This is a genomic window from Xanthomonas populi, from assembly GCF_002940065.1.
In the GTDB taxonomy this organism is placed as follows: Bacteria; Pseudomonadota; Gammaproteobacteria; order Xanthomonadales; family Xanthomonadaceae; genus Xanthomonas; species Xanthomonas populi.
Window position 1 is genome coordinate 1 of sequence record NZ_MDEJ01000123.1, and the last position, 11,668, is coordinate 11,668.

General features: G+C 64.4%; 11 protein-coding genes, 1 other RNA gene and 1 pseudogene. 12 read left to right on the forward strand and 1 reads right to left on the reverse strand.

The window, feature by feature from the left end; genetic code table 11:
• Positions 1-300: 300 nt before the first annotated feature.
• The 5 genes from XpopCFBP1817_RS16470 to XpopCFBP1817_RS16490 all read left to right on the forward strand — a co-directional run bounded on the left by XpopCFBP1817_RS16470 (position 301) and on the right by XpopCFBP1817_RS16490 (position 3,752).
• The gene (locus tag XpopCFBP1817_RS16470) at positions 301-1,308 is read left to right on the forward strand and encodes a methionine ABC transporter ATP-binding protein (RefSeq protein ID WP_128417940.1); all 1,008 of its coding nucleotides are present in this window, start codon (positions 301-303) and stop codon (positions 1,306-1,308) included.
• On the forward strand, positions 1,305-2,000 hold the full coding sequence (locus XpopCFBP1817_RS16475) for a methionine ABC transporter permease (protein ID WP_023902440.1): 696 nt from the start codon (positions 1,305-1,307) through the stop codon (positions 1,998-2,000). The genes XpopCFBP1817_RS16470 and XpopCFBP1817_RS16475 overlap by 4 nt, the downstream gene beginning before the upstream one ends.
• Before the next feature lie 87 nt (positions 2,001-2,087).
• Positions 2,088-2,888, forward strand: a complete 801-nt coding sequence (locus XpopCFBP1817_RS16480; protein WP_128417941.1) for a MetQ/NlpA family ABC transporter substrate-binding protein — start codon at positions 2,088-2,090, stop codon at positions 2,886-2,888.
• Positions 2,889-2,948: 60 nt separating this feature from the next.
• Positions 2,949-3,023, forward strand: a non-coding RNA gene (locus XpopCFBP1817_RS16485) — sX9 sRNA.
• A gap of 171 nt (positions 3,024-3,194) precedes the next feature.
• On the forward strand, positions 3,195-3,752 hold the full coding sequence (locus tag XpopCFBP1817_RS16490; protein WP_128417942.1) for a CcdC protein domain-containing protein: 558 nt from the start codon (positions 3,195-3,197) through the stop codon (positions 3,750-3,752).
• A gap of 238 nt (positions 3,753-3,990) precedes the next feature.
• Here the strand turns inward: XpopCFBP1817_RS16490 and XpopCFBP1817_RS16495 are convergent, their stop codons facing one another.
• Entirely contained in the window at positions 3,991-4,662 is a 672-nt protein-coding gene (locus XpopCFBP1817_RS16495; protein ID WP_128417943.1) for an OmpW/AlkL family protein, read from the reverse strand.
• Positions 4,663-4,803: 141 nt separating this feature from the next.
• On the opposite strand from XpopCFBP1817_RS16495, the gene XpopCFBP1817_RS16500 reads away from it, so the two are divergent.
• The 7 genes and pseudogenes from XpopCFBP1817_RS16500 (at position 4,804) to XpopCFBP1817_RS16530 (ending at position 11,543) form a co-directional block, all read left to right on the forward strand.
• On the forward strand, positions 4,804-5,364 hold the full coding sequence (locus XpopCFBP1817_RS16500) for a DNA-deoxyinosine glycosylase (protein ID WP_128417944.1): 561 nt from the start codon (positions 4,804-4,806) through the stop codon (positions 5,362-5,364).
• 275 nt (positions 5,365-5,639) lie between these two features.
• Positions 5,640-6,420 (forward strand): annotated as a pseudogene (locus XpopCFBP1817_RS16505) (DUF2884 family protein).
• A gap of 83 nt (positions 6,421-6,503) precedes the next feature.
• A complete protein-coding gene (locus tag XpopCFBP1817_RS16510) occupies positions 6,504-8,273 on the forward strand; it encodes a dihydrolipoyllysine-residue acetyltransferase (protein ID WP_128417945.1) in 1,770 nt (589 codons plus the stop codon).
• Complete coding sequence (locus tag XpopCFBP1817_RS16515; RefSeq protein WP_128417946.1) at positions 8,270-8,917, forward strand: hypothetical protein; 648 nt, start codon at positions 8,270-8,272, stop codon at positions 8,915-8,917. Before XpopCFBP1817_RS16510 ends, XpopCFBP1817_RS16515 begins: the two co-directional genes overlap by 4 nt.
• Before the next feature lie 16 nt (positions 8,918-8,933).
• Positions 8,934-10,730: a dihydrolipoyl dehydrogenase gene (lpdA, locus tag XpopCFBP1817_RS16520; protein ID WP_128417947.1), complete on the forward strand. Its 1,797-nt coding sequence runs from the start codon at positions 8,934-8,936 to the stop codon at positions 10,728-10,730.
• A 121-nt stretch (positions 10,731-10,851) separates the two neighbouring features.
• Positions 10,852-11,295 (forward strand): hypothetical protein, encoded by a 444-nt coding sequence (locus XpopCFBP1817_RS16525; RefSeq protein ID WP_128417948.1) that lies wholly within the window; start codon positions 10,852-10,854, stop codon positions 11,293-11,295.
• Positions 11,289-11,543 (forward strand): DUF6624 domain-containing protein, encoded by a 255-nt coding sequence (locus XpopCFBP1817_RS16530; protein WP_128417949.1) that lies wholly within the window; start codon positions 11,289-11,291, stop codon positions 11,541-11,543. Before XpopCFBP1817_RS16525 ends, XpopCFBP1817_RS16530 begins: the two co-directional genes overlap by 7 nt.
• Positions 11,544-11,668 lie beyond the last annotated feature (125 nt).

Genomic DNA, 11,668 nt, shown 5'->3' on the forward strand with positions numbered 1-11,668 from the left:
CGCTCGACGGATCGCCTCAGTCGTGGTGGCGCTCCCCTGCAGAACCTGGCCCATCGTGCTTGCTTCCATTCGAGGGGAAAGAGTGCACCATCAACACCTGGGATCAAACACCTAGTCACTTTGAAGACGGCACCAAGCGCGCACTCGTTTCCATCGGTTCATGACGCAAGGTTCTGATGCGTAAATCGAAAACGTGAAGATCCCTCAGATTCCGACTCCATTCTCGGCTTAGAACCGAATGGAATATCGCCCGCAAACATTGACTGGTAGGCTTCACGCCCCTCCCATCGGCCACGCGCGGTGATCCAGTTTCAGCGCCTGCACAAGTCTTATTCCGTTGACGGTCGTCAGATCGTGGCACTGCATCCACTCGATCTGCGGATCGGCCCCGGCGAGGTGTTCGGCATCATCGGTCATTCCGGCGCCGGCAAATCCACGCTGATCCGGCTGATCAACCGGCTGGAAGAACCCAGCGGCGGGCGCCTGCTGATCGGCGACGAAGACGTCACCGCGCTGGACAGCCATGGCCTGCGCACGCTGCGCCGCCGTATCGGCATGATCTTCCAGCACTTCAATCTGCTGTCCTCGCGCACCGTGGCCGGCAATGTGGCGTTTCCGCTGGAACTGGCTGGTACCCCGCGCGCCGAGGTCGATGCGCGTGTGGCCGAGTTACTGGCGCGGGTGGGGCTGGAGCAGCACACCACCAAGTATCCGGCGCAGTTGTCCGGCGGGCAGAAGCAGCGTGTGGGCATTGCGCGCGCGCTGGCCACCCGGCCGCAGATCCTGCTGTGCGACGAGGCCACCAGTGCGCTGGACCCGCAGACCACCGCCTCGGTGCTTCAACTGCTGGCGCAGATCAACCGAGAGCTCGGCCTGACCATCGTGCTGATCACCCACGAGATGGAGGTGATCCGCCGCGTCTGCGACCGCGTGGCGGTGCTGGACGCCGGCAAGCTGGTCGAAACCGGTCCTGTGACTGAGGTGTTCCTGCATCCGCAGCACGCCACCACGCGGCGCTTCGTCTCCGAAGCCGAACACCTGGACGAAACCGAGCTGCATCGCGATTTTGCCGCCGTTGGCGGGCACATCGTGCGGCTGACCTTCCTGGGCACCGGCACCTACGAGCCGGTGCTAGGCCGCATCGCGCGCGAGACCGGGGTGGACTACAACATCCTGTCCGGGCGCGTGGATCGCATCAAGGACACCCCGTATGGCCAGCTCATCGTCGCCCTGACCGGCGGCGACCATAACGCGGCACGTGCAGGCTTCGTTGCGGCCGGTGTGCAAGTGGAGGACCTGCGCGTATGACTCTGTTGATTGCCACTGCCGATGGGTTCTTTCGCAATCTCGATGCCGGCAAGTGGGGCGACATCGGCCAGGCCACGCTCGACACCTTGTTGATGCTGGCCGGCGCGCTGCCACTGACGTTGTTGATCGGCCTGCCGCTGGGCGTTGCGCTGTTCCTGTGCGGCGCGCCCCAACTGCGCCGCCGCCCGGTGCTGTACGGCGCGCTCGCGGCGCTGATCAATCTGCTGCGCTCGGTGCCTTTCATCATCCTGATGATTGCGATGATTCCGCTCACGCTGATGCTGATGGGCACCTCGCTGGGCGTGCGCGGCGCGATCCTGCCGCTGGTGGTCGGCGCCGCACCGTTCTACGCACGGCTGGTGGAAACCGCCTTGCGCGAGGTGGATCGCGGGATCATCGAAGCCAGCCAGGCGATGGGGGCGACCACCTGGCAGCTGGTGCTGCGGGTGTTGCTGCCCGAAGCGCGCCCGGGGCTGATTGCCGGCGCTACCGTCACTACTATCGCGTTGATCGGTTTCACTGCGATGGGCGGTGCGATCGGTTCCGGCGGGCTGGGCGATGTGGCGTATCGCGAAGGCTATCTGCGCTCGCATTCGGATGTCGCGCTTGTCACCGTGATCGCCTTGCTGGTGTTGGTGCAGTTGCTGCAGATGCTGGGCGACCGGCTGGTGGCGCGTTACAGCCGGCGCTGAGTAGGCTGACGAATCGCCGCTGCACCTGCGGTCTGCTAGGTTTACTCCTTGCGGCAGCGCCGCCTTCCTCCTCCCACGGATCCCGACATGAGCACATTTGCGTTTCGTTCCCTGCTGGCTGCGGCCACGCTGGCGTTGGCGTCCTGTGGTGGCAATGGCAGCAGCGGCGGCGACACCCTCACCGTGGCCGCCACGGCAGTGCCGCATGCCGAAATCCTGGAGGTGGTCGAACCGCTGCTGGCCAAGCAGGGCGTCAAACTGGACGTGCGCGTGTTCAACGACTACGTGCAGCCCAACGACCAGGTGGTGCAGAAGCAGATCGACGTCAATTACTTCCAGACCGAGCCCTATCTGGACGCCTACAACCGCGACCGCAAGAGCCAGCTTGTGACCGTGATCGGTGTGCACATCGAACCGTTCGGCGCGTATTCGCGCAGGTTCAAGACGCTGGCCGAGCTACCCACCGGCGCGGATGTGCTGATTCCCAACGACCCGAGCAACAACAGCCGCGCGTTGATCCTGCTCGACAAGGCCGGGGTGATCAAACTCAAAGATCCCGGCAATGCCTTGTCCAGTCAGCGCGATATCGTGGAGAACCCCAAGCAGCTGAAATTCCGCGAGCTCGATTCGGCGATGCTGCCGCGTGTGCTCGATCAGGTCGATCTGGCGCTGATCAACACCAATTACGCACTCGACGCCGGGCTCAATCCCACCCGCGACGCGCTGGCGATCGAGAGCAAGGACTCGCCGTACGTGAACTTCCTGGTGGCGCGCCCGGACAACAAGGACGACCCACGCGTGCAGAAACTGGCCAAGGCCTTGACCAGCCCGGAAGTGAAGGCGTTTATCGAGCAGAAGTACAAAGGCGCGGTGTTGCCGGCGTTTTAAGAACGGTCATCAAACTACTGCGCATTCGGCAGTCGGGCGCGGCCTGTGCTCGGCATCGGCATGTACCACGCGTACACTGCGTTTCCTGTACGCCGTCCACGCCCACCTGCCGACCACTCGCTACGTTTGCTAACCACTCTGAGCGATCATCAAAACGACTGCGCCCGCCGTCAGGCGGCTGCGATCGGGACCCGTCGCGGCCTGTCCAACGTGCACACGGTGGTTGATGACCGCGCCGCCTGCGCCTAGCTGACGGCTGCTTGCGTCAAGTTTTGCCAGCCACTGTTCGCCGCAGCTGAGCATCTGATGCCACTTCTCCTCGCCATTCCGCTGGCTGTGATCATCGCTCTGGCGGTGTTCGCGGTGCTGTTTCCGTTGTCGCTGGTACAGCACTTTCGTATCGGTACTGCGCGTCGGCAGGCGCGCTGCTGGCTGCTGCTGATCAATCTGGTCTCGGCTGCGATCTCCAACGTGTTGTTTGTTATTTTCGCGCTGATTGCCGCAGCGTTCTGGCCCGGTGCGATCAGCCATGCGGCATTCGGCTGGACCTGCGGGCTGGCCTTGGGCGTGTTGGCGTTGCGGCTGACGCGCTTCGAACGCACTCAGCAAGGCCTGTTCTATCGGCCCAATCTGTGGCTGGTATTGGCATTGACCGGCCTGGTGGTGGTGCGCGTGATCGCCGGCTTGGTGCAGGGTTGGCGCAGCAACTGGCAGGGCGTCGCCTGGCCCACCGACGGCTGGCTCAGTCACGCCGGCCTGCTGGGTGCAGCCGGCGTGCTGCTCGGTTATGCGCTGGCCTATGCCACCTTGCTGTGGTGGCGCTGGCGCGGCGCGCGCCTGCGCGGCAGCGTTTACTGGCGTTGAGCTGGCGCCCGCAGCTAGCAGCTGTGGATGCTCGGTTGGCACTGCACTGCTGCCACTGGCGTGGGAACGTGCATTGGCACCGCAGGAGCATGTGTCGCGTATCACCCACAGCGCTCGTACGCAGGTCGCGCGGGAGAGGCAGCGCTCCGAAATTGATGGGCGCCGCTATTTCCACGCATAAAAAACGGGCCTTGCGGCCCGTTTTTCTTCGGCTGACACCTTGCTTGCTCGAACGTGCTTAGAAGCGCGCGCCGACACCGAAGCCAACGGTCCACGGATCCAGTTCCAGTTCGCTGCCGGTGCCCTGGCCGCCCACACGTAGCTCCGGACGCGAACGCATGTAGCGGGCGTCGGCACGGGCGAACCAGGTGGAGTTGATGTTCATGTCCACGCCGACGGTGCCGATGACACCCTTTGCGGTGTCCAGGCCCACGTGCTGGCCGCTGGCCGACACCGCGTCGATCTTCTCGTTGCTGAAGTTCGACTCGTAGTAGCCCACGCCCACGAACGGACGGAACACGTTATCGGCCTGGCCGAAGTGGTACTGGCCGCTGATGGCGATCGGCTGCTGCTCGACGGTACCGACCTTGCCCACGCCATCGGCGTTGACGCGGTGGTTGAACTTGTCTGCTGCGCCCCACACTTCAACGGCCCAGTTGTCGTTGATGTAGTAGCTGGCGCTCAGCGTAGGTGCCGGGCCGCCATCGACGTCCAGGCCCGGAGCCGGATCGTTCTTCGGCTTGATCAGGGCAACACCGCCGACCACTGCCCAATGCTTTCCAGAGGCGCTATCGGCGCTGGTGGAAGCCGAGGAGGTGTCACCGGTGTAGGTGGTGTCTTGTGCAAATGCAGACGGCGCAAACGCAAGCGCGGATACGGCAGCCAGGCTCAGGATGGAAATGGAACGCATTGGGGCTCTCCTCGTGTTCTTGTTAGGCCCGCGGAGTGGGCCGCGCCAAAGCTATTCCTGAAAATCTGAATCCACGCCCACCCGTGGCTCGCTAAAATTTCGTTTGTTCAGCAAGGTTCCGAAGAAGGCCGTGGTTGCAACATGCAAGCTGAAAAAGACATTCACCCAGATGCGATCGCTGTGACGAAAAACGAGGTGTTGCAAGGCTTGCCAGCGCATATTTCTGACGATTGCCGTGTGTTGGTGCTCGGCTCGATGCCTGGCAACGCCTCGTTGGACGCAGCGATGTACTACGCACATCCGCGCAACCGTTTCTGGCCATTGATGCAGGCGTTGTTGCAGATCGATGCGCGCGCTGCGTATGCCCAACGCCTGGATGCGTTGGCGCAATGCGGCGTCGGCTTGTGGGATGTGATCGGCCAATGCGAGCGGCGCGGCAGCCTGGATACGGCTATCGTCGCCAGCAGCATCGTGGTCAACCCGCTGGCAGCGCGCCTGGCAAGGCTGCCCCAGCTGCGCGCAGTGGCCTGCAATGGTGCAGCCGCGGCACAAGCATGGCGTCGGCATCTGCAGTCACTGTTGCCCATGCAGTTGCAGGCGGTGCCGGTCTGGGCGTTGCCGTCCACCAGCCCTGCCAACGCGGCGTGGTCGTTGCAGCGCTTGCGCGCCGCCTGGCAGCCGTTGCGCGAAGCGTTGGATTAGTGACGGCGGCTAGGCACGCATCGAACCGATGATCGAAGACAGGCGCATGAGCGAAGACAGAAGCGAGGCGCATAGTGCGTTGGAGCGATGTGCACGCGTTGTGGCGGGTTGCGCCAACGCGTGTACCCACTGCAGCGCCTGCTTTGTTGGCGACGCCACAGCCCTCGGCCATAAGTCATGCCAGCGTCCGGCTCAGGCAGGCACGCGGCGCACGCGGGCATGGTGAAGCAAGCGTACAACGGAGCGGCGAGATCACAAGCAAACACCGATTGACGATGGCGATGGGTCTGCTTGCAGGCATCTTCGGCGTCGTGGACGCGGCATTGGCCGACGACCTGCACTGCGAGGTCGACAGCGACTACGACCTCACGCTCAACCCGCGCAGCCCGATCCTGATCCGCGAATCGGGCACGGCGCAGCGCTTGGTGATGCGCTAGGGCGCGTTGTTCGTCGACGACCGCTGGGTCGCGCTGGGCGCGGACGAGCGCGAGCGGTTGATCCAGTTCGAACGGCAGACCCTGCGACGTGGTGCCGCTGGCGCAGGACGTCGGGAGTGAGGCAGCCGATATCGCCATCAAGGCGCTGGACGAAGTGGCAGCCGGTTTCAGCCGCACTCCGGAGGCGACGCGTACTCAAAATGGCAGGTGTGCGCGAGAAGATCGATGCGCGCTTGAAGCAGAGCGTTGGCCAAAGCCAGCTCACCTCGATCGATATCGACGACGACATCGGCGCCATGGTGGCCGATCTGATGCCTCAACTGATCTGCGATGTCGCCGCCGGTGCGGTGCAGTCGCACTGACCGGAAACGATGTGCAACTGCGGTCGCTGGATGGCGTGGAAAAGCGCATCGAGCGATTGATCGAGCCGCAAGCGCGCACATTGCGGCCACGCGCGTAGCAGTTGTGCGAGCGGGTCGAAGCGCTCGACGGGTTGGACAATGCGCTAGCGTATCGTTTGCCCTCGGGCGAGCCACTGCAACTGTTGCGCCTCGATCGACGCGCCTCGAAATGGCCCCGCGCGTGCGTGTGCAAATGCTGCATCCCACCCGGCGCGTGACTTTTTTCCACGGCAATGGTTGGCGCTGCGCCCGCAGCCGGCCACAATAGGGGTTTCCCATTCTGTTGCCGGAGTTCGCCCGTATGGCCGCAATCAAGGAAGCACTTGTCCCCGATATCGGTGACTACAGCGATGTCCCGGTAATCGAGGTGCTGGTGTCGGTCGGCGATACGGTCAGCAAGGACCAGAGCCTGGTCACGCTGGAATCGGACAAGGCCACGATGGAAGTGCCCTCGTCGATGTCCGGCGTGGTCAAGGAGATCAAGGTTAAGGTTGGTGATTCGCTGTCGCAGGGCGCACTGGTGGCGCTGATCGAAGTGGCCGACGCCGGCGCTGAAACCGCCGCCGCACCTGCCCCCGCTGCAGCGCCTGCATCCCCGGCCAGGGCCGCGCCCGCCGCTGCCCCAGCGCCAGCTGCCAAGGCTGAGCCGGCCGCGGCTGCCGCATCCTCGGAAGGCGGCCTGATCGAAGCGCTTGTGCCCGATATCGGCGATTACACCGACATCCCGGTGATCGAAGTGCTGGTCGCGGTCGGTGATACCGTCGCCAAGGACCAGAGTCTGGTCACGCTGGAATCGGACAAGGCCACGATGGAAGTGCCCTCATCGGTTGCCGGTGTGGTCAACGAACTCAAGGTCAAGGTCGGCGACTTGCTCTCGCAGGGCAACGTGGTCGCGATCATTGCGGCCAGCGTTGGTGGCGCAGGTGCGGCGCAGCCCCAGGCCAAGCCCACTACCCACACCGCCGAAACCGCAGACAAGGTCGAGCCGGTCGCCGTGTCTGCGGTGCCGGAAAAGCTGGCCCAGCGCGAGATCGCGCAGGTGCAGGGCGCGCGCTACGGTGGCGCCTCGCAGGGGGGGCAGCCGTCGGCCGGTCACCCGAGCAGCCCGCCGGTGACCTTCGACGCCGACAGCGTGCTGCCGTCCAAGGTGGCCTACGCCAGCCCAGTGGTGCGCGTGTTCGCACGCGAGCTGGGCGTGGATCTGAACCAGCTCAAGGGTAGCGAAAAGGGCGGCCGCATCACCCGCGAAGACGTGCAGCGCTTCGTCAAGGCCGCACTCAGCAGCGGCGCGCCCGCCGCAGCCGGTGCTGCGCCGTCCGGCGGTGGCAACGGTCTGAATCTGCTCGCCTGGCCGAAGGTGGATTTCAACAAGTTCGGCGAGACTGAAACCCAGCCGCTGTCGCGCATCAAGAAGATTTCCGGTGCCAACCTGGCGCGCAACTGGGCGATGATTCCGCATGTCACCCAGTTCGAACAGGCCGACATTACCGACCTGGAAGCGCTACGTGTAGCGCTGAACAAGGAAAACGAGAAGGCCGGCATCAAGCTGACCATGCTCGCCTTCCTGGTCAAGGCCAGCGCCGCGGGTCTGAAGAAATTCCCCGAGTTCAACGCCTCGCTCGATGCGGCCGGCGAAACGCTCACGCTGAAGAAGTACATCAACATCGGCTTTGCCGCAGATACCCCGAACGGCCTGGTCGTGCCGGTGATCCGCGATGTCGACAAGAAGGGCGTGCTGCAGATCGCCCAGGAAAGCGGCGAGCTGGCTAAGAAGGCGCGCGACGGCAAGCTCGGCCCTGCCGACATGAGCGGCGGGTGTTTTTCGATCAGCTCGCTCGGCGGCATCGGTGGTACGGCGTTCACGCCGATCATCAATGCGCCGGAAGTGGCGATCCTGGGCGTGTCCAAGTCGGCGATCCAGCCGGTGTGGAACGGCAAGGAGTTCGCGCCCAAACTGCTGTTGCCGCTGTCGTTGAGCTACGACCACCGCGTCATCGACGGCGCGCTGGCTGCACGCTTCACCACCTACCTCAGCCAAGTGCTGGCCGACATGCGACGCGTCCTGCTGTGAGAGCGGCGTTGCTGACGATCGCCCTGCTGGGCGTGCTGCCGTGGACATCTGCGGCAGCACGCCAGTGCGAGAGCACGCTCGGGAGCGGTTGGCCACCGGCGGTGGGCAACTACGGTACCGCGGTAACCACGTTGCTTGACGCCGGCGGCAAGCCGAGCCTGTCGTTGCTGATGCTGCCCACACGCGGTGTTGAAAGCGGCGTGTCGCTGCTGCCGGGCAAGGATGGCGCCGACTGGACCCTGCGCCACAGCCGCGCCGACGAGCGCGTCTACAGCTGGGTCAGCCAGAGCGATCGCGGCAGCGTGCAGTTCCGCCCCGAGCAGACCCCGGAAACGGTGGAAATTCCGATTCCGGCAGCGTTGGCAAAACGCCTGGTCAGCAACTGCACCGCCGCATTGACCCAGCTTGCACCGGCCGGTCGCACCGCGCCGGTGAGCGAAGGCGAGGTGCTGTCGTTTCAGGTCGATGGCGTGCGCTACAGCGGCGCGGCTCCAAGCTGCGGTGCCGGCGGGTTGCTGGTGCAGCAGGCCGCGTTGCTTATCGAAGCCAGCATAGGCAAGGAAAACAAGCGCGACAAGCGCTGGACCCAAATCGAATCGTCGCTGGATGAACTCCAGCAGACGCTTGCCGGCACGGCCGGTTGAGCCACAGGAGAAGCAAATGGCGGTCATTGAAATCAAGGTTCCCGACATCGGCGATTACAGCGATGTCCCCGTCATCGAAGTGCTGGTCGCCGTCGGCGACAGCGTGGTCAAGGATCAGGGCCTGGTAACGCTGGAGTCGGACAAGGCCACGCTGGAAGTGCCGTGCTCGGCCGCCGGTGTCGTCAAGGAGCTCAAGATCAAGGTCGGCGACAACCTCTCCGAAGGTGCGCTCGTGCTGCTGCTTGAAACCGAAGGCGAGCGCGCCGCACCGGCTGCTGCAGCACCGGCCGACGCGCCGCGCCGTAAGCCGCCGGTGACGCCGTCGCATCGGGCCCCGGCCGAACCGGCGCCGTCCAAGCCGGCGCTGGCCAGTGGCAAGCCGGCCGATATCGAATGCAAGATGGTGGTGCTCGGCGCCGGCCCTGGCGGCTACACGGCCGCCTTCCGCGCCGCCGATCTGGGCCTGGACACGGTGCTGATCGAGCGCTACGCCAGTCTCGGCGGGGTCTGCCTCAACGTTGGCTGCATTCCGTCCAAGGCGCTGCTGCATGCCGCCGCAGTGATCGACCAAGTGGCGCACGCCGGCGATTTCGGCGTGGACTTCGGCCAGCCCAAGATCACATTGGACAAGCTGCGCGAGTACAAGGAAAAAGTGGTCGGCAAGCTCACCGGTGGGCTGACCAGCATGGCCAAGCAGCGCAAGGTGCGCACCGTCACCGGTGTAGCCAGCTTCGTCTCGCCCAACGAGTTGGAGATCGTCGGCGACGATGGCAAGACCCAGCTGCTGCGCTTCGAGCATTGCATCATCGCCGCCGGTTCGCAGGCAGTGAAGCTGCCCAACTTCCCGTGGGGCGACAAGCGCGTGATGGACTCCACCGACGCGCTGGAATTGCACGACATTCCCAACACCCTGCTGGTGGTCGGCGGCGGCATCATCGGCCTGGAAATGGCCACGGTGTACAGCGCGCTCGGCAGCAAGGTCACCGTGGTCGAGTTCATGGACCAGCTGATGCCGGGCGCCGACAAGGACTTGGTCAAGCCGCTGGCCGATCGCCTGAAAAAACAGGGCGTGGACGTCCATCTCAAGACCAAGGCTACTGACGTCAAGTCCGATGCCAGCGGCATCACGGTGTCGTTCGAAGCGGCCACCGAAGGCGAAAAGCCCGGCCTGGAAGCGACTGCCTACGACCGCGTGCTGGTCGCAGTGGGGCGCACCCCCAATGGCAAGAAACTCGGCGCCGAGAAGGCCGGCGTCGGCATCACCGAGCGCGGTTTCATTCCGGTCGATCGGCAGATGCGCACCAACGTGCCGCACATTTTCGCCATCGGCGACATCGTCGGCAACCCGATGCTCGCGCATAAGGCCACCCACGAAGGCAAGCTGGCCGCCGAAGTGGCTGCCGGCGAGAAAAAGGAATGGGTGGCGCGGGTCATTCCGTCGGTGGCCTACACTGACCCGGAAATCGCCTGGGTCGGCGTCACCGAGACCGAGGCCAAGGCCAAGGGCCTGAAGGTCGGCGTGGCCAAGTTCCCGTGGGCCGCCAGTGGCCGGGCGATCGGCATCGGCCGCACCGAAGGCTTCACCAAGCTGATCTTCGACGAAGAGACCCATCGCGTGATCGGTGGTGCCATCGTGGGCGTGCATGCCGGTGACCTGCTGGCCGAGATTGGTCTTGCCATCGAGATGGGCGCTGAAGCCGAAGACATCGGCCACACCATCCACGCGCATCCGACCCTGAGCGAATCGGTCGGCATGGCGGCTGAGGTCTACGACGGCACCATCACCGATCTGTATATCCCGAAGAAGAAGTAAGCGCCGCACACGCTGCGCTGCCGACAACGCCCCGCCTTGTGCCGTTGTCGCTTGGACATGCTGCTAGGACGGTCTGCACGGTATCTCAGGCAGTGCAGCCGATCACACCGAGAGACACTGCATGCGCTACGGAATGCTGGGAGTGTTGATGGTATGCGGTGTCGTCCCATTGCACGCCGCAAAGGCGCAGGAGGGCGAGGATCCTGCATTGACGGCGGGGTTGGTGCAGTGTCCGGATGCAGCACCGTTCGTACGCACGCAACAACAGGCCAAAGCGCGTGCCGAGGCTGCGCAGGCATCGGCAATCGCCGCACCCAGTGTCCCGGAGTTGCGCGCATGTTTGCTGGAGATGGAACGCGTCGATCAGCAGGTTCGCAACGGTGATTGGTCGCAGGCGGCGGTGAGCAGGATGGTCGCGGTAGACGCTGCGCATCTGCCGCAGATCCGGCGCATCGTCGCCGAGCACAATCGCCTGCCGAGCGCGGCCCAGGTGGGGCGCGACGACGGTGTCGCCGCCTCCTGCAGCATGCCGATGCTGATCCGGCCTTCCAGGAGCGGGTGCTGAGCACGCTTGCGCAACACGTTGCGCGTGGCGAGATATCGGCGCACTTGCTGGTGTTGTTGACCGATCGCGTCCCCGTCGGCACCAGCAAACCGCAGCGCTATGGCGGTCAATTGATCGCACAGCAGTGCCACTGGGTGCCAAAGCCCATTGAGGATCCAAACCAGGTGGATGTGGGGCGCGCCAGCTTGGGGGAGATGCCGCTGGCCGACTATGTGTGCGTCGCTGCGCAACGCTACCCAACGCCATAGCGGCGCCTTCGGCACATGGCGAAAACGCAAAAGGCCCGCGAGAAACGTAATGCTGTTCACTTAAGGGCACCTCGAACAACCAAGTCGTAGCCGTGGTGACACGCACTGGATGATGACCATACCTT